Below are 17309 nucleotides of genomic sequence, written 5' to 3'. Positions count from 1 at the left end.
GGCTGCCGCAAGTGGCTGCCCGCTAACTCTTGGACCTGCCTGAGGCAGAGGACCGGGCGTCGCCGCGCTTTTGCTCACTTCCCGCCGGAACATGGCGACGCAGCATGGCGTTCGCCGGCGCCAATCCTGGCCTGGCGCTGCGTCCGGTGTACCGCCACGGCGTGCAGGTTCCCGGCGAACCCGCCAGTTGCTTCGCCTCGTTCTGGATGGCCGACTGGTCCCGCTGGGGCACCGGAAACGCCTTGCTGATCGTCACCCTCCAGGGCTGGCGCAGTTACGGCACTTTGCGTCCACGCTCGCCTCGGAACTGACCCAGCACTTTCCGGAGGCGGCCCGTTTCCCGCTGAACCAGCTGACCCACACACGGGACGAGTTCGACCGCGCCACCGGGCGCAAGGCAGAGCTGGAAATATCCGGTGCTGGACCGCCGGCACTTTTCTGCACGGGACTTTCAGCTGGGGCGACAGCACGGCTTCAATGAACAATGTCTACCTGCCGTGAAGCACCGGACTGCTCACTGAATTCGGGGTCGAATGGCCCGGTGCGGCCACCGTATACCCGGGGCCCCGGGGGCCGTCATCGTCCGCCCATATAGGGGTGGCTTGTGAAAAAGTGAAATATCCGACTAAGGTTTTACCGATCGTCGTAGTGGCCTGTATTTGCCGGGTTTGATGTGGTTGGCGCGCGGCCAGGTGTAGCCGCCGGTGAGGTTGGTGTGTTCCCAGCCGAGGGGTGAGAGGAACCGCAGCAGGTCAGGGTCTGTGGTGTTGCCGTCCTTATGGTGGATCTGTTCCTGATCACGCGGGCCTCTCCCGGGCTCACAAGCTAGGACGCCTCCAGGAGTACAGGCCCCCGCGAGAACGCTAGCCCAGGCTTAGGGCGGATCATCGACAAGCCCTGCGTGGTCCACGGGGAACTCGCCGTCCGCAAAGTAACTAAACTGACGCTCACCTTCGACCACCGCGTCTGAGACGGCGGGACCGCGGGCGGATTCCTGCGCTACGTGGCCGACGCGATCGAGAATCCGGGGTCGGCTCTGTCGGACATGTGAGGCGACGGAACGCAGTTGTGCCGGTGACACTCGCCTCTCAGCCGTACCCGTGCCTTTCGCTCCCGCCGGTTGGGGCTAGCCTTGGGCTAGCGGACGGTTACGCCCCCCTTACGTCTTGTCCAGGAGTCACCCTGGCCAGCAGGGTCCGCGCGGCCATCTGGGCCATCTTCCGTGTCGCCGGGGACAGGTACGCACCCTCCCGCTGGATCAGGGCGATCGTGTCATACAAAGGTTCGGCAAAAGGGACCGCGTGGACGTTTTTCGGAAAGCCCGGGCCGTTGACTATTGCCTGCGGGACAAAGGTATCCGCCGCTCCGGTGGCGACGAGGCCCAGGGCGGTATCGACATGTTCCACCTCGATTGCCGGATCGATTTTCAGCCCTTTGAGCCGTGCTCGCTCCAGGACTTGCCGCCTCGTCGGGTCTTGCCAGCCAGCGAAGGCGTCATACAGGACCAGCTTTGATTCCGTCAGTTCCTCGATGGTCACCGGACCACGCGTTGGACTCCGGGTGGCCGATACGTAAAAAACTTCGTCACGGAACAGGGGCCGGACCTGAAGGCCAGCCTCTGCCACGGGCAGGACGATCAGCCCTGCTTCAATTTCTCCCGACAGTACTGATTCCGCCACGGCCAAGGAATTCAGCCCGACGAGGCGCACCTTTACCTTGGGGTAGCGACGGTGGAAGCGCTGCACCAGGTCGGCCGGGTCGTAGTGGGCGCCGTACCGCAGGACACCGAACGTGCAGACGCCTCCTTCGAGTGATGACATGGATTTCAGCGCCTCCACGCCGGTGTCGAACGAGGTGACGGACTGCAGCGCATGCACCTGCAGTTCGACGGCGGCCGTGGTGGGTAAAAGACGCCGCCCGCCCCCGGGTAAAGAGCCTGTGTTCAAGCTCGTGCTCCAGCCGGCCGATGAGCTCGGACACTGAAGCCTGGCTTGTTTCCAGTTTTCGTGCCGCGGCAGCTCGGCGAACTCGCCGCCACCCTGGCCCGGGGCAAAACCCGCCGCAGCAAAGACGAGGTTCAGTCTGCCATCACCAAGATCACCCGGCCCCGCTGGGTCGACCGGGTCATCACCACCAACCTGACCGGGCAGACTCCCGCCGAGTTCCGCCTGGCTTCAAAATCGACGAACAAGCGCGGCAGGAGCTGGAGACAGAATTCTTCGGCAAACGCATCCTGGTCACCGACCACGACGACTGGCCCATCGCCGAGGTAGTTGCCGGCTACCGCTCCCAATCCGAGGTGGAGGCCGGATTCCGTTAGCTTAAAGACACCAAAACCGTCTCGTTCTCGCCCATGTTCCACTGGTCCGAGCAAAAGATCCGCGTGCACGCCTTCTTACTGCGTCCTGGCCCTGGCAATAGCCAACCTGATGCGCCGCGACGCCGAACAGGCCGGCATCCACCTCAGCGTCCGGGAACTGCTGGCATCACTGGGATCCATCCAGGAAACAGTCCTGCTCTACCCCTCCACCGGCGGCCGGCCCAAGGCCCGCCGCATCCTCACCGACCACGACGCCACGGCCGCCAAACTCAGCACGCTCTTCGGCCTGAACGCCTACGCCCCACGGACTTAGGTCATACACTCAGGGACCCGGGAAATCCCCGCTGACCAGCACAAACACTCCCTCAACAACCCGCAGCCCGGAAACTCCCGCTAGTGCTGGCAGCTGGCGGCAGGTCGGTGGGCCAAAATTTCGGCGAGCTCGGCGAGCCGGTGCGCGCGGGCTGACTCGGCGGGTGTGAACGGTTCGCCGGGACGGGCGAACGTGATGGGTCCGTGCCAGGCCGTGGGGATCTTCAGGCGGGCGCCGGCGTCGTCCTTTTCCAGGACCGCCTCCGCAGGCGTAAGGATGCGGGCACGAAGCAGCTCGGCGACGGCCAGCGGCAGCTCGTCAGGGGCATCGGCGATCCGGGCCGCCAGGCTCAGCGCCTTAGTCTGGCCGTCCGCCATGGCCAATGCGGTGGTGGGCCAGACCCGCGACCGCGAGCCGCCGCCGTCGTGCAGTGCCTCCAGCAGGTGCCGTTCACTGAGGTTCCCCGGCGCCGAGAGCACAAACTCGTCCAGCACGCCGCCGGCAACCGGGTGGACGTGGATGCTGAGGATGTTGGTGTCCAGTCGGGCCAGCGCCCGGGTGATTTTCTGCAGCGAACCTGGATGGTCCTGGAGCACCGTTCGCGCCCGCCACAACGCCGGTGCGCTGCCCAGCTTCCTGTGGTGCCGGAGGGCCGGCGCGTGCAGCCAGCCGCGGAGGATCCGGGCGGCTGAGGGCTCCGCCACCCAGATCACCAGCACGGTGGCGGTGAACGTGAGGACCAGGACCTTGGCAAAATACGGCAGGTGAGTTTCCACTACGAGGGCATGGACCAGCAGTTCGATCGGGAGCATAACGGCCACGTTGGCCAAGGTCAGGCGGGTCTTGGTCGGTTCCGGCATCAGGCCGCAGACTTCACAGCTCAAATCAGCCGCGGGAGGCTTCCTAGGGGCAGGCTTCCTTGTGGTGGGCTTCATGCCTCAAGGATCACAGGGTGGTGTTTCGGCGGCGTTGCCCTGCAGTTCCGATCGTGGGAACAGGCTGCCGTAGGATCAATGTGGACGTCCGCGCGGCCGCCAGTGATGTACCGGTTGGACTGCAGGAAGGCGCCATCAGCACGTGAAGATCCTCGCTGAGATTTTCAGCATCGCTCCCGCAAACAAGGACCACCGGCCGGCCCTCCGCTGTGCTGTGGGAGTGTTTATTCAGCTTCTCACCCTGGTAGTGACCGGCGGCTGTTCAGTGGCCATCTCCTGGCTTCGGGCTCGACGAGACGGTGATCGGTGCCGCCGTCGGGATCGCCGTGGTGCTGGCACCTGTCCTCCGGCATCGGGTGCCGCGGGTGCCGCAGGTACCGGGTTCGCCGGGTGAGATCTGAGGCGGATGGAATCCGGAGCCGGGAGGGTTGCCGGGCGCGGCGCCAGGCCTCAGGAGCCCAGCTGGCCGCTGGATTCCTCGAGGTAGCAGGACCCGCACAGGGATTCGTACCAGACGTCCTGGCCGTCGATGGCCACCTGATCGCCGTCGAACACCACCTTGTTGCCAACCCGCCGGGTGTTGAAGATGGCCTTGCGCCCGCACCGGCAAATGGTCTTGAGCTCTTCCAGCGTGTGGGCCACCTCCAGAAGCCGGCGTGATCCCGGGAAGGCATGGGTCAGGAAGTCGGTCCTGATGCCGTAGGCCAGTACCGGGACGTTGTCCAGGACGGCGATGCGGAACAGGTCATCCACCTGGTCCGGCGTCAGAAACTGTGCCTCGTCCACCAGAAAGCAGGCCACCGGCTTCTGGTCCATGTGCTCCAGCAGAGCATCCGGGTCATCGCCGGCCGCATGGGCGGCGAAGAGTTCGCGCACGGGGGTGGTGGCGGCCAACAGGAAGTCCACGGACCGTGTCATGCCCAGCCGGGACACAATGTCCGTATCGCCTTTGGTGTCCACGCCGGGCTTGGCCAGCAGGACGCGCTGTCCGCGCTCCTCGTAGTTGAAGGCGGCCTGCAGGAGTCCGGTGGACTTTCCGGAGTTCATGGCGCCGTAGCGGAAGTAGAGCTTGGCCAAGAGAGTCCTTTCAAGGGTCCGGCTATCGATCCTATGCCGTACGACCCAGGGGCCCATGGTGGTGCCGTGACGCGGGGCCGGCCAGCGTAAGGCGCGTCCCGCCGTCGTTAGTCCTGGATGAGCGTTTCGGTCAGGTGATGAGTGGGAATCCGGTCCCGCTCATAGGTGATTTCGGTGTAGCCGTGTGGCTCGGGCTTGCCGGCCGGGCTGAGGTTCACGAAGACGATCTCTTCGATGGTGAGGATGCTCTGGCGCGTGATCATGTTGCGCACTTCGGCGCGCATGGTCAAGGATGTCCGGCCGAAGCGCGTTGCCGTCAGGCCCATCTCCACCAGGTCGCCCTGCACGGCGGAGCTCACGAAGTTGATCTCCGAGATGTACTTCGTAACGGCGCGGCCGTTGCCAAGCTGGAGGATGGCGTAGATCGCGGCTTCCTCATCGATCCATTTCAGCAGGCTTCCGCCAAAAAGGGTTCCGTTGGCGTTCAGGTCCTCCGGCCGGATCCATTTGCGCGTGCGGAAGGTGATGTCCGTGGATTCCATATGGCGAGGTTAGCGTGCCGCGGCGCACGTTACGTCGTGTCGGTTGTTGTGTAACGGGCCGCCGCCCGGATTTGGCTCAGGCCATCGCAGTGTGGGCGGCGCTGTGCGAGTCAATCGACTTGGCGTAGCAGTACGAATGCTCCACGCCCACGTAAGCGCCAAAGTTGGGGACGGATTCGAAGCCGGAGTTCTCGTAAAAGTTCCGGCCGTCCGGCTGCGCCGAGCCTGCTTCGGCCTTGATGCGCGTGATGCCCTGCTGGTGCGCCTCTGCTTCGAGCGCCGCCAGAATGGAGCTGGCCACGCCTGATCCCCGCGTATACGGGAGTACGTAAAGCCGCTTGATTTCGGCCGAGGCGCTGTCCAGGAGCCTGAGTCCGCCGCAGCCCACGGGCTGTCCCGAGCCTTTGTCGTACGCCACGAGGAACACTGCACAGTCGGCGCCCGACGGCGGGGTCCCCGGTTCGTGGTCCGGGGTACCGAAGCGGGCGTCCAGTTCCGCCTGCTGGGCCCTGCGCAGATCGGCGCCCACGGGGTTGGACCAGGTGACCGAACGGATGTTGAGCCGCGGATTGGTCTGCATGACTGCCTCGTTTCGCCGAAGGGTGATGCAGAACAAGCCTACGGGCCCACCATTAACGCCGTGTTTCCTGCGCGTAAGGGGATGGAGAACTTGGCCGCTACCTCTGGGTACCGGTGGGGTCCTCGGCGGTCGGATCTGTAAGGGCGAGGCCGCCCACCGGGCTCCCATCCCAGTGGATCAGCTTCCAGCCGGCGCCGGCGTCCCCTTCCAGGGCCACGATGCCGGTGTTGGACAGGACATGCCGGGCGGCGAACTCATGGTCGGCGCCCGCGGCTCGGAGCCCTGTCCACGTGCGGATGGCCGCGCCATGGCTCACTACGGCCGCGACGGCGGGGCCCCCGTTGCTGGCCGCGCGGTCGGAAATCCGGTTGATGGCGGCGTCGAACCGTTCGAAAAAGTCGTGGCCGTTCGGGCCGGCAGGCATCCTGCGGTCCAGGTCACCGGCTGCCCACGCAAACACCGTGCCCATGTACCGCATGTGCGATTCATGGTCGGTCAGTTTCTCCAGTGCCCCTGCCTCGATTTCGTGCAGGCCATCCAGGATTTCAACCTCAAGCCCGTGGAGCCGTGACAGCGGGGCGGCCGTAATCTGGGTGCGCAGGAGCGTGGACGCGTACAGGGCGCCTATCTGCTCGTTGGCCAGGGACCGTGCCATGGCCTCTGCCTGGCGTTCGCCCAGTTCTGTTAGCCCCGGCCCGGGGTGGGCGGTGTCCAGTTGGCCGAGAACGTTTCCGGGGGTCTGTCCGTGGCGGATGAGGAGCAGCTTCATTACTCCAGTTTCGCATCCGGCGGCGAGATCCGGCGTCTGACTGCCGTGCCGACGTCGTACGTTCCTGCCCGGTTGCTGGTGCCCTCGGGTGGCAGGAAAGCGCCGGGCCCTCAAAGGACCCGGCGCCGCCGTCGTACGTTTATGACTGGTGGTTACTGAACACTCGACCACCGGGCTGCTTACTTGAGGTGGTCCACCAACTGGTCCGCGATGCCGGTGTATTTGCCCGGTGTGAGGGCGAGAAGCCGTGCCTCGGCCTCGGGGGAGAGTCCCAGGCTCTGCACGAATTCCTGCATGCGGGCGGCATCCACACGCTGGCCGCGCGTGAGGTCCTTGAGCCGCTCGTAGGGGTTTTCCATGCCTTCGACGCCGGCGATCGCCTCGGCGCGCATGACCATCTGGATGGCCTCGCCCAGGACTTCCCAGTTGGTGTCCAGGTCGCCGGCGAGGACGTCTTCGGCAACGTCGAGGCGGTCCAGGCCCTTGGCCACGTTGGAGATCGCCAGGAGGGAGTGGCCGAATGCCACACCGATGTTGCGCTGGCTGGAGGAGTCGGTGAGGTCGCGCTGCCAGCGGGAGGTCACCAGCGTGGAGCCCAGCACGTCCAGGAGGCCGGAGGAGATTTCCAGGTTGGCCTCGGCGTTCTCGAACCGGATCGGGTTGACCTTGTGCGGCATGGTGGAGGAGCCGGTGGCGCCGGCCACGGGGATCTGCGCGAAGTAGCCGATGGAGATGTAGCTCCACATGTCCGTGCAGACGTTGTGCAGGATCCGGTTGAACCGGGCGACGTCAGCGTAAAGCTCGGCCTGCCAGTCGTGACTTTCGATCTGGGTGGTCAGGGGGTTCCAGGTCAGGCCCAGGCCCTCGACGAAGGACTTGGCGACGTGCTGCCAGTCGGCGCCCGGAACGGACGCGACGTGGGCGGCGTAGGTTCCGGTGGCGCCGTTGATCTTGCCCAGGTATTCGGTCTTGGCGATCCGGTCCAGCTGGCGGCTCAGGCGGTGCGCGATGACGGCCAGTTCCTTGCCCAGCGTGGTGGGCGTGGCGGGCTGGCCGTGCGTGCGGGACAGCATGGGGACGGCGCGGTTGTCCTCGGCCATCTTGCTGATCTGGGCCACGAGGGCGCGTGCGGCGGGCAGCCACACGTCCTCAACAGCACCCTTGACGCCCAGGGCGTAAGCAAGGTTGTTGATGTCCTCGGACGTGCAGCCGAAGTGGACCATGGCGGTCAGGCTCTCGATGCCGATGGCGGGCAGACGGCGGGCGATGTAGTACTCAACAGCCTTCACATCATGGACCGTGACCGCTTCGATTTCGGCGAGTTCGGACACCGAGGCGGAGCTGAATTCGGTCACGATCGCGCGGAGCTTATTCTGCTGTTCCGCGGTGGGCTGGACTGCGCCGGGAAGGACGTTATTGCTGGTCAGGTGGATGAGCCACTCGACTTCCACGCCCACACGGTCACGGTTCAGGGCTGCCTCGGACAGGTAGTCAACGAGGGGCGCGACGGCGGACTGGTAACGGCCGTCCAGCGGGCCCAGGGCGATCTGGTCCGGTGACGCGGCGAGGGCCAGGCGTCCAGAGGGCGTGCGGGTATCAGCTGTGGCGGCAGTTTCAGGCATGTGCTGATTCTTTCATGAACTCTTCAGTGCCGCTTAAGCCGACCGTCTGATGTTCACAACGGCGCGACTTGTCCACATAGCCGACGGCGATGCTTCCGCCGTGCGGGCGGCCTTGCGTAGCGTCGGGGTTCGGGACTTGGCGTTGACGGATCAGATATTCGTACGGGTCGCCGGAAGGGGGGATCGGGCATGGGCAGTGACGTGACGGCAGCCGACATGGCGGCATGCATGTCCCGCGGTTATGAGGTTCAGCAGTTGGCGGCCCGGGTTGATCTTTGCTTGGGGAGGGTGGAAAAGGTCCTTGGCGGCTTTCGCGAGATCCAGCTCCTGGACTGGCAGTCGCCTGCGGGGCAGGCATACCGGAATTCGGTAGCCCTACAGGAGACGGCGCTCGGAAAGGCACGCGTGCGGCTCGAGGACGCGTTGTCTTCGGTGCGACGCCACGCGCAGGCGGTGGGAGCTTCCGCCGGCAACCCGGCGGGGCGGTACTGATGGCCGAGGTAACCCCGTCCGGGAGCGGCGGACCAATCCAGTTGACAGGACCTGCCGTGGACGGCGGAATGGAAATCAGGGGCGGCGTTGGCGGCATCAGTTTTCAGCTGGAGGAGCTCATAGGCGGCGCGGAGAAGCTTGACGCTGCTGCAGGGGAGCTGGCTGCCGTGGAAGTGGAGGTGCGCCGCATCTGGGAAGACCTGTGTCCGTACCAGGATGAAGCGCGAACCACCGGGACGGCGGCCCTGATTGGCGTCGGCGAGGCACAGTGGAGCGTCCAGGCCGTGCGCGCGGAGCTGCAGAGAATCAGTAACCAGGTGCGCGCCAGCAAGCGGGACTACGAAACGGCTGAAGCCTGGGCGGGTTTCGGGCGCGGCATGGGCGGCGGCCTGACCAGCACGGAAACTCTCGGTCGGCAGGCGGGGGATCTCGGGTTGGGCTTCGTTCCCAACAGGGAAGTCACGGAGCTCGTCGCAGGCCCTTTGGCCATGGCCGCCTTGCTGGCAGTCTCCCCGGAGCGCTTTTGGGTAGCGCTCGCGGCAGACCTCGCGGCGGGAAGGCATATTGCGGCCGCCGTTCCTTTGCTCGCCGGTGTGTCCGGGCGTTCAAACCGAATCCTTCAGCCGCGATCGGTCACGCTGGAAAAGAAGGAGACGCTGCCCATTGAATTCGACGGCTCTCCGGCTGCGTTGTTGGCACGGGCGCAGATCATCGATGAACGCGGTGAAGGCTACATCGAAGTCGTCGAAGTGGATAAAGGGGGACAAAAGGCCTATGTGGTGGTCATTCCCGGAACCCAGGCCGGAGGTGAAATTGGCGGCGTGAATCCGTTCGATGAAGCCGGCATCGTTGAAGGGCTGGGCCATAGCTCCGCAGAAATCAACGCAGCGGTGTTGCGGGCCCTGCAGGATGCAGGCGCGGAAAGAGGGGCGCCTATCGTGGCGGTGGGCTACAGCCAAGGTGGAATCCATGCCATGAACCTTGCGGCCGACGAAGGGTTCCTCAACCAGTACGACATGGAGTATGTGCTCACTGCAGGGTCTCCCGTAGGGGGCATTGTTCCGGAGGCCGGCGTCACTGCACTCCATCTGGAGCATAGGCAGGATTGGGTGCCCGGAGCTGACGGCACACCGAACCCGGACGCCAGAAACCGGGTGACGGTGACCCTCAACAGTCCCGTCACCACGCCCGAAGGTGGTGAATTCGGCATCGGTCCGGGCCATCGGCTCAGCAACTACCAGGCAGGCGCCCGTCAGGTTGCAGTGAGCGAGGATCCTTCACTTATGGCGTCAACCGCGGTCCTGAGCGGCGTCCTGGGGGCAGGCGGCACGGCAACTGCCACCCGCTTCGCGCTGACCCGTTCGAAGCCACAAGAACCTGTAACGAAGCCCACGCCCGACCCCCCACCACGGCCCTCTGAGATCGGCCGGGCGCGGTGATCCGCCGGGCTAGCGCCGGCGGCCGCCCGGAACCCGGTTCGCGACCAGCGATATAAGCGTGATGATGATGGCTGCGAGGACTGCCGTCCAGAAGAACGAGTCGATGGTGAAATGCACCGGCGTGTAACTGCTGAGCCAGGACGTCAGATACAGCATGGCGGCGTTGATGACGATGGTGAAAAGGCCCAGCGTGAGGATGGTGATGGGCAAGGACAGGAGGCTGACCAGGGGGCGGACAAACGCGTTCACCACACCGAAGATCAAACCGATGAACAGGTACGCGAGGATGATGCCGACGGTCTCCGTGCCCTGCGTTACGCCCGTGTTGGCTACCGCCGCGGTGGTCGCCGATGTAGAGATATCCAGGCCCGGCAGTATCCAGCTGGCAATCCAGAGGGCCAGCCCGTTGATGAGGACTCGAACAATAAAGGAGAGCATACGCCCATGCTGTCACACTGCCTCTGAGCCCCACGTGTGCGCCCGCCCAACCCCTGCCGGTCAGGCGAAGTAGGCTAGTTTGCATGACTTCATCAGAGATGTTGCCTGGCGAAATCCGGCCGCGCCCCGTGGTTGGCCGGCTTCCCCGCTACGCCGCAGGAAGGCCTCCCATCGCCGTGGACGGGCTGGCCAGCTACAAGCTCTCCTCCAACGAAAACCCCCTGCCCCCTCTTCCGGAGGTGCTGGAGGCGATTTCCAACCAGACGGACTTCAACCGCTACCCCGACCCCCTCAGCAGCAAACTTCGTGCTGCGCTCGCCGAGTTCCTGGCGGTACCGGCCGAGGACATTGTCACGGGAGCCGGAAGCCTCGGTGCCCTGAACCAGTTGCTGTCCACATTCGCCGGCCAGAACGACGACGGCAAAGCGGACGAAGTGATTTATGCCTGGCGGTCCTTCGAGGCGTATCCCATCAGCGTGGGCCTGGTGGGCGCGGAAAGCGTCCGCATCCCGCTGACGGCGGACGGACGCCACAACCTTGACGCCATGGCTGCAGCCGTGACCGTCCGCACCAGGGTCATCCTGCTTTGCACCCCAAACAACCCTACGGGGCCTGTCCTGACCACTGCCGAGACGGAGCGGTTCATCCAGGCGGTCCCGTCCGACGTTGTGGTGGTTATCGATGAGGCCTACCAGGAGTTCGTCCGCGCCAATGATGCCGTGGACGGCATCGCAATGTACCGAAAATACCCGAATGTTGTGGTGCTCCGGACGTTCTCCAAGGCACACGGATTGGCGGGCCTGCGCGTGGGGTACAGCATCTCGAACCCCGGACTGACCCAGTACCTGCGCGTCGCGGCCACACCCTTTTCAGTGTCACAGATCGCTGAAAAAGCAGCCATCGTCTCGTTGCAGAATTACCCGCTGGTTGTAGAAAGGGTACAAAGCATCGTGGACGAACGGACCCGCGTAACCAGCGGGCTGCGGGAGCTCGGCTGGTTTGTGCCCGAGGCGGAGGGCAACTTCATCTGGTTGAACCTGGGCGAGAACAGTTCGGAATTTGCTGAACTGGCGGGCACACAGGCGCTTTCGGTGCGAGCCTTCGGCAGTGAAGGCGTGCGGGTCAGCATCGGCGAGGCAGAGGCCAACAGTCGGTTCCTTGAGCTCTGTGCACACTATACAAATGCGCCGCGACGTTCCTAGCGCTTAACATGCATCAGGAGCGGCACCTACTGAAGATAAAGTAAGGACCAGTAAGCCAATATATATGCCGACAAGGGAATGCGTTCCTCCAGCGGCATATATCCCAGCGACATTGCAATGCATCCGCATGCGGCAAGCAAGGAGACGGTATGGGCGCCACACATCTGCCCTCCACCGAGTTCGATCAGACAGCGGCAGACGACCAGCTCGAGGCTGAAGCCGAGGCCCAACTGGGCAGCCCGGCCGAGCCTATGGTGCAGCTGCTGGCGCCTGACGGGACCTTGGGGACAGACCCGGTCTTTTCGGCCTATGCAGATCGGCTGGACGGTGAAAAGCTGCGTGGCTTCTACGCTGACATGGCCAAGATCCGCCGCTTTGATGTGGAGGCAACCGCGCTCCAGCGCCAAGGCCAGCTGGCCCTGTGGGTCCCGCTGACCGGCCAGGAGGCTGCGCAGATCGGCTCCGGCCGGGCCAGCCAGCCGCAGGACTACATCTTCCCCACCTACCGTGAGCACGGCGTGGCACTGACCCGCAATGTGGACCTCGCCGAGCTCTTGCGCCAGTTCCGCGGCGTCTCAAACGGCGGCTGGAACCCGAAGGACACCAACTTCCATCTCTACACCCTGGTCCTGGCCGCGCAGACGCCGCACGCCGTCGGCTACGCCATGGGGATCCAGCGGGACCAGAAGCTCGCGGCAGCTGCAGTCGCCGCGGATGCGGCTGCGGACCGGCCGGTCGAGCCCAAGGCAGCGGTGATGGTCTACTTCGGTGACGGTGCCAGTTCCGAGGGCGACGTCCACGAATCCATGGTGTTCGCCGCCTCCTACAACGCTCCGGTGGTGTTCTTCTGCCAGAACAACCACTGGGCCATCTCCGTTCCCAGCTCGGTGCAGACCCGCATACCGCTGTCCAACCGCGCCAAAGGTTACGGTTTCCCGGGCATCCGGGTTGACGGCAACGATGCGATCGCCGTCCACGCAGTGACCGAGTGGGCGCTCGAACATGCCCGCGAGGGCAAGGGCCCGGTGCTGATCGAGGCCTTTACCTACCGCGTCGGTGCGCATACCACTGCTGATGACCCCACAAAGTACCGGGAATCCGCCGAGGAAACCCTGTGGCGGGCCAAAGATCCGCTGGACCGCCTGGAAAAGTATCTCCGGGCCCAGGGGCTGGCAGATGACGCCTTCTTTGAGCAGGTCAAGGCCGACGGCGACGAACTCGCCGCCTACGTCCGCAAGACCACGTACGACCTCGAGACCCCGGACATCCGGACGGCCTTCGCCAATACCTATGTCGAGGCCCACCCGCTGGTGGCCGAGGAATTGGCCTGGTTTGAAGAGTACAGCGCAGGCTTCGCCGAGACGCCGGAGCCCAGCGCTGAACCCAGCAGCCCGGACCCGGATGACGCAGCGACAGGAGTGGCCCGCTGATGACCACCATGACCATAGCCAAGGCCATTAATGAGGGCCTGCGCGCCACCCTGGACAACAACCCGCGTGCCCTGCTTATGGGCGAGGACATCGGGGCCCTGGGCGGCGTCTACCGCGTCACCGATGGCCTTCTCGCGGAGTTCGGCGCGGACCGCGTGGTGGACACGCCGCTCGCGGAGTCCGGCATCATCGGCACGGCCATCGGCCTCGCCTTGCGCGGCTACCTGCCCGTCTGCGAGATCCAGTTCGACGGGTTTGTGTTCCCCGGCTTCAACCAGATCACCACCCAGCTGGCCAAGATGCACGCCCGCAGCAACGGCAGCCTCACCGTTCCCGTCGTTGTCCGGATCCCATACGGCGGCGGTATCGGCTCCATTGAGCACCATTCGGAATCACCGGAGGCGCTGTTCGCCCACACCGCAGGCCTGCGCATCATCACACCGTCCAACGCCCACGACGCCTACTGGATGATCCGGCAGGCAGTGGAATGCCAGGACCCCGTGATCGTCTTCGAACCGAAGCGGCGCTACTGGCTCAAGGGCGAGGTCAACACTGATTCTCCCGGCGCATCTGCCGATCCGTTTAAAGCCCATGTGCTCCGCGAGGGCACGGACGCCACAGTGGTGGCCTACGGACCGCTCGTGCCGGTGGCCCTTGCCGCCGCCGACGCCGCTGCCGAGGACGGTCACAGCATCGAGGTCATCGACCTGCGCTCCATTTCGCCGATCGACTTCGACACGGTCACGGCGTCCGCGAAGAAGACCGGGAGGCTTGTTGTGGCGCATGAGGCGCCGACGTTCGGCGGCATCGGCGGCGAGATCGCAGCCCGGATCAGCGAACGGGTATTCCTCTCACTGGAGGCTCCCGTGATCCGGGTGGGCGGCTTCCATATGCCGTACCCGGTGGCGAAGGTCGAGGAAGACTACCTCCCCGACATCGACCGCATCCTCGAGGCGCTGGACCGCTCCCTGGCCTACTAGGGCGCAGGCTCCTTCCCCCGCTCACGCTCACGCTTCCCGCTCACGCTTGGCTCGAAAGAGGACACCATGACTCTGAACAAGTTCAACCTGCCCGACGTGGGCGAAGGCCTCACTGAGGCGGAAATCGTCTCCTGGAAGGTCAAGCCGGGGGACACCGTCGCCATCAACGACGTCCTATGCGAGATCGAGACCGCCAAGTCGCTCGTTGAGCTGCCATCCCCCTTCGCCGGCACCGTCACCGAGCTGCTGGTCCCCGAGGGAGTGACCATCGACGTCGGAACCGCCATCATCAGCGTCTCGGACGCCGTTTCCGGCGACCCGACGCCAGCTGACGTCCCGGCCCCCGCCACTCCGGTCCAGCCCTTGTACGGCAAGCTTTCCACGGACGACGGCGGCACGGCGGGCAGTGCCCTGGCCGGCGGTCCGCTGGTGGGATCGGGCCCCAAGGCCGACGCCGTCAAGCGCCGTCCCCGGAAGTCGGCACCTGCCGCCCAGACCGGGTCAGCCCCGGTCCCCGTGGGCGAGCGTGCCGGCGAAAACCCGACGGCCGAGCCTGTCGAGACCCGGACCGGCCCTCCCGCCCGGATTTCGCCAAGCACAAACACCGGGTTGATCGACAACCGTCCCACGCTCAGTGGAACCATTACAGGCCTCGTGAACCGCGTCCTGGCCAAGCCTCCCGTCCGCAAGATCGCCCGGGATCTGGGGATCGATCTGGCCGATGTGGTGGCCACCGGCTCCCGCGGCGAAGTCACGCGCGAGGACCTGGTCAGCTACCAGTCCCAGCGCGATGCAGAGCTGGATCAAGCGGAGGGCTTCTGGGGCAAGGCCGGCAAGCCGCAGGACCAGCGGATTGAACGAATTCCGGTCAAGGGCGTCCGCAAGGCGACGGCCAAGGCAATGGTGGAGTCGGCTTTCGCTGCACCCCACGTGAGCATCTTTGTTGATGTTGACGCCAGCCGCACCATGGAGTTCGTCAAGCGCCTGAAGGCTTCGCGCGACTTTGAGGGAATCAAGGTTTCCCCGCTGCTGATCCTGGCCAAGGCCGTCATCTGGGCTGCCGCGCGGAACCCCAGCGTCAACGCCACCTGGGTAGACAACGTGGATGGGACCGACGCCGCCGAGATCCAGGTCAAGCACTACATGAACCTTGGCATCGCCGCAGCCACCCCGCGCGGGCTGATGGTTCCCAACATTAAGGACGCCCAGGACCTGTCACTCAAGGAACTGGCACTGGCTCTGAACAACCTGGCCACCACGGCCCGGGCGGGCAAGACCCAGCCCGCCGAAATGCAGGGCGGAACGCTTACTGTCACCAACATCGGTGCGCTGGGGATCGATACGGGAACCCCGATCATCAACCCGGGTGAAGTGGCAATTGTGGCGTTCGGAACCATCAAGCAGAAGCCCTGGGTCCTGGACGGCGAAGTCATTCCGCGCTGGATCACCACGCTGGGCGGCTCCTTTGACCACCGCGTAGTGGACGGTGACTTGTCCGCCCGCTTTATGGCCGACGTCGCCGCGATCCTTGAGGAGCCGGCGCTCCTGCTGGACTAGGGCTGCCGGGACCACGAGCATCAATACCGTGAACCAGGTTGCCGTTCGGTCCAGGAACCGGGCAGCCAGGTGGCTGACTGAGGTGTTCCAACCACCGGTGGTGGTGACGCTACAACTCCTCATCAGCCCCGTGGTCGAGGCCGGATTCCCTGGCACCATTGGCTATGGAGCCTTGGCCGCGCTGTTTGTGTGTGTGCTGCCGCTCCTGGTGCTCCTGGGGCTCGTGCGGCTGGGCAAGGTCACGGACCATCACGTCAGCAACCGCAAACAGCGCGCGCCCGTGCTGCTGATGGCGCTTGGATTTGTTGCCGCCGGGCTGGTGGTGCTGCAGGCCGCCAATGCCCCGCGAAGCGTAATGGTCATGGTGCTGGCCATCATCGCCGGCATCATTGTGCTGGCCGCGGTGAGCCCCGTCTGGAAGATCAGCGGGCATGCTGCGGCGGTATCGTCAGCGGCAGTTATTTGTGTCCTGATGCTAGGTCCGGCCTGGCTGCCGTTGCTCCTGCTGGTTCCCGCCGTCGGTTGGTCGCGGGTGGTGCTCCGTGCACATACCCTGGCGCAGGTTGTGGCCGGTTCGCTTTTTGGTGGCTTGGTGATGGCGGGCCTTTGGTGGCTTTTGCGCGGCTGGCTCCTCTAGCAGAGCCTGGTGTCAGTAACCGTAGGCGGAGTAGGCCGTCATCATCTCGACCATCTCGGGATTCCCCGCCATGGCGCCAGCCAAGGCAGCGGATGTGGCAAACATCAGGCCGCCAAGAACCAGGGCAACGCCTGCGATGGCCGCGAAGAATTTCCGGTCGCTGCGCAGCACGCTCTCGAGGGTCTGCGGCAGGCGCAGTCCCGGCGAGATGAGGTTGGGTGCACTGTCCAGGGAGCCGTCATCCAGCAGGGCAATGACGCGGCCGTTGCCGCGGTCCACACGCATGGAGCAGATGTGGTTGCCGTGGCGGGCCAGGAGGATGTCGTGGCCTACAAGTTGGCGGCGCTGAAGAGTTAGCAAGGGGGCCCCTTTGGCTGGAGTGGAGAGTGGTTGTCCGCTCCGTTGAGGGCCCTTCCATTTTATCGCCGGCCGGGTGCTGAAACCGGCGTTTAAGGGGTGAGAACGGACACCATGCACCGTCGCGCGGTGCGGCCGGTGCATCGTGTCCCGTTGTCAGTTAGTCGGCGTCGTAGGTGTTGGCAATGTAGACGTCGCACGTGGCATTGTGGGCCACGCTGTTGGCCACGCTTCCCAGGACCCGGCCGATGCCGCGCATCCGCCGGTTGCCCACAACGATCATCGTGGCGCCCAGGCGCTCGGATTCCTTGATGAGCGCTTCGGCGGGCTTGCCGCGGGCGGCCGAGTAGGTCACCTTGATGGAACCGGCCAGGGCCTCGGCCACTGTCTTGGCAACATGCTCGGCACCGTCGGCGTCGGAAACGATCCACTGGTCGCTGCCAGAGCCGAAGATCTCGGTACGGTCGCTGTCGAAGGCTGAGACGACGTGAAGCGAGGCACCCACGGCGGCGGCGAGGTCCCGGGCCGATTCGGCGGCCTTCTTGGCGGTGCCGCTGCCGTCGACGCCAACAACAATAATTCCGCTCATGCTTTGTACTCCTTGTTCAGATTCACTCTT

General features: G+C 65.0%; 18 protein-coding genes and 2 pseudogenes. 10 read left to right on the top strand and 10 right to left on the bottom strand.

Going from position 1 to position 17309, the window contains the following annotated elements; translation table 11 throughout:
• Positions 1-104: 104 nt before the first annotated feature.
• Together ACQCS0_RS00570 and ACQCS0_RS00565 are read left to right on the top strand one after the other, a co-directional pair.
• On the top strand, positions 105-311 hold the full coding sequence (locus ACQCS0_RS00570) for a hypothetical protein (protein ID WP_354155655.1): 207 nt from the start codon (positions 105-107) through the stop codon (positions 309-311).
• Positions 312-856: 545 nt separating this feature from the next.
• Positions 857-1051: pseudogene (locus tag ACQCS0_RS00565) on the top strand (2-oxo acid dehydrogenase subunit E2); the annotation flags it as partial.
• Between the two features lie 97 nt (positions 1052-1148).
• Here ACQCS0_RS00565 and ACQCS0_RS00560 read toward each other — a convergent pair.
• The gene (locus tag ACQCS0_RS00560) at positions 1149-1946 is read right to left on the bottom strand and encodes a LysR family transcriptional regulator substrate-binding protein (RefSeq protein ID WP_426939971.1); all 798 of its coding nucleotides are present in this window, start codon (positions 1944-1946) and stop codon (positions 1149-1151) included.
• A 69-nt stretch (positions 1947-2015) separates the two neighbouring features.
• On the opposite strand from ACQCS0_RS00560, the pseudogene ACQCS0_RS00555 reads away from it, so the two are divergent.
• Positions 2016-2633, top strand: a pseudogene (locus ACQCS0_RS00555) (IS1634 family transposase); the annotation flags it as partial.
• Between the two features lie 80 nt (positions 2634-2713).
• Here the strand turns inward: ACQCS0_RS00555 and ACQCS0_RS00550 are convergent.
• From ACQCS0_RS00550 to purB, 6 genes are all read right to left on the bottom strand, one after another.
• Entirely contained in the window at positions 2714-3493 is a 780-nt protein-coding gene (locus ACQCS0_RS00550; RefSeq protein WP_354155659.1) for an ACT domain-containing protein, read from the bottom strand.
• A gap of 525 nt (positions 3494-4018) precedes the next feature.
• Positions 4019-4645, bottom strand: coding sequence for a thymidine kinase (locus tag ACQCS0_RS00545; RefSeq protein ID WP_354155660.1), 627 nt, complete (start codon positions 4643-4645; stop codon positions 4019-4021).
• A 107-nt stretch (positions 4646-4752) separates the two neighbouring features.
• Positions 4753-5187, bottom strand: a complete 435-nt coding sequence (locus ACQCS0_RS00540; protein ID WP_082575848.1) for an acyl-CoA thioesterase — start codon at positions 5185-5187, stop codon at positions 4753-4755.
• A gap of 76 nt (positions 5188-5263) precedes the next feature.
• Positions 5264-5767 carry a GNAT family N-acetyltransferase gene (locus tag ACQCS0_RS00535; protein ID WP_354155661.1) on the bottom strand — a complete coding sequence of 168 codons (504 nt, stop codon included), beginning with the start codon at positions 5765-5767 and terminating at the stop codon, positions 5264-5266.
• Positions 5768-5864: 97 nt separating this feature from the next.
• On the bottom strand, positions 5865-6536 hold the full coding sequence (locus ACQCS0_RS00530; protein ID WP_354155662.1) for a histidine phosphatase family protein: 672 nt from the start codon (positions 6534-6536) through the stop codon (positions 5865-5867).
• Positions 6537-6715: 179 nt separating this feature from the next.
• The gene (purB, locus tag ACQCS0_RS00525; protein WP_354155663.1) at positions 6716-8158 is read right to left on the bottom strand and encodes an adenylosuccinate lyase; all 1443 of its coding nucleotides are present in this window, start codon (positions 8156-8158) and stop codon (positions 6716-6718) included.
• A 189-nt stretch (positions 8159-8347) separates the two neighbouring features.
• Between purB and ACQCS0_RS00520 the strand changes: the two genes are divergently transcribed.
• Positions 8348-8650, top strand: a complete 303-nt coding sequence (locus ACQCS0_RS00520; RefSeq protein WP_354155664.1) for a hypothetical protein — start codon at positions 8348-8350, stop codon at positions 8648-8650.
• Positions 8650-10089 (top strand): hypothetical protein, encoded by a 1440-nt coding sequence (locus ACQCS0_RS00515; RefSeq protein WP_426938993.1) that lies wholly within the window; start codon positions 8650-8652, stop codon positions 10087-10089. The genes ACQCS0_RS00520 and ACQCS0_RS00515 overlap by 1 nt, the downstream gene beginning before the upstream one ends.
• A 9-nt stretch (positions 10090-10098) precedes the next feature.
• On the opposite strand, the gene ACQCS0_RS00510 is transcribed toward ACQCS0_RS00515, so the two are convergent.
• The gene (locus ACQCS0_RS00510) at positions 10099-10527 is read right to left on the bottom strand and encodes a phage holin family protein (RefSeq protein ID WP_354155666.1); all 429 of its coding nucleotides are present in this window, start codon (positions 10525-10527) and stop codon (positions 10099-10101) included.
• 83 nt (positions 10528-10610) lie between these two features.
• Between ACQCS0_RS00510 and ACQCS0_RS00505 the strand changes: the two genes are divergently transcribed.
• The 5 genes from ACQCS0_RS00505 (at position 10611) to ACQCS0_RS00485 (ending at position 16333) form a co-directional block, all read left to right on the top strand.
• Positions 10611-11729 (top strand): histidinol-phosphate transaminase, encoded by a 1119-nt coding sequence (locus ACQCS0_RS00505; protein WP_354155667.1) that lies wholly within the window; start codon positions 10611-10613, stop codon positions 11727-11729.
• Positions 11730-11878: 149 nt separating this feature from the next.
• Complete coding sequence (locus ACQCS0_RS00500) at positions 11879-13159, top strand: thiamine pyrophosphate-dependent dehydrogenase E1 component subunit alpha (protein ID WP_354155668.1); 1281 nt, start codon at positions 11879-11881, stop codon at positions 13157-13159.
• Positions 13159-14139 carry an alpha-ketoacid dehydrogenase subunit beta gene (locus ACQCS0_RS00495; protein WP_354155669.1) on the top strand — a complete coding sequence of 327 codons (981 nt, stop codon included), beginning with the start codon at positions 13159-13161 and terminating at the stop codon, positions 14137-14139. Before ACQCS0_RS00500 ends, ACQCS0_RS00495 begins: the two co-directional genes overlap by 1 nt.
• Before the next feature lie 66 nt (positions 14140-14205).
• Positions 14206-15696 carry a 2-oxo acid dehydrogenase subunit E2 gene (locus ACQCS0_RS00490; RefSeq protein WP_354155670.1) on the top strand — a complete coding sequence of 497 codons (1491 nt, stop codon included), beginning with the start codon at positions 14206-14208 and terminating at the stop codon, positions 15694-15696.
• 28 nt (positions 15697-15724) lie between these two features.
• Positions 15725-16333 (top strand): phosphatase PAP2 family protein, encoded by a 609-nt coding sequence (locus ACQCS0_RS00485; protein ID WP_354155671.1) that lies wholly within the window; start codon positions 15725-15727, stop codon positions 16331-16333.
• A gap of 12 nt (positions 16334-16345) precedes the next feature.
• On the opposite strand, the gene ACQCS0_RS00480 is transcribed toward ACQCS0_RS00485, so the two are convergent.
• Together ACQCS0_RS00480 and ACQCS0_RS00475 are read right to left on the bottom strand one after the other, a co-directional pair.
• Positions 16346-16693 (bottom strand): hypothetical protein, encoded by a 348-nt coding sequence (locus ACQCS0_RS00480; RefSeq protein ID WP_354155672.1) that lies wholly within the window; start codon positions 16691-16693, stop codon positions 16346-16348.
• A gap of 157 nt (positions 16694-16850) precedes the next feature.
• Positions 16851-17279, bottom strand: a complete 429-nt coding sequence (locus ACQCS0_RS00475; RefSeq protein ID WP_185261955.1) for a universal stress protein — start codon at positions 17277-17279, stop codon at positions 16851-16853.
• Positions 17280-17309 lie beyond the last annotated feature (30 nt).

Origin of the sequence: Pseudarthrobacter sp. S6 (assembly GCF_050156575.1) — a bacterium.
In the GTDB taxonomy this organism is placed as follows: Bacteria; Actinomycetota; Actinomycetes; order Actinomycetales; family Micrococcaceae; genus Arthrobacter.
Note: the sequence above shows the minus strand (reverse complement) of the source record. Positions and strands in the feature narration are given on the sequence as shown.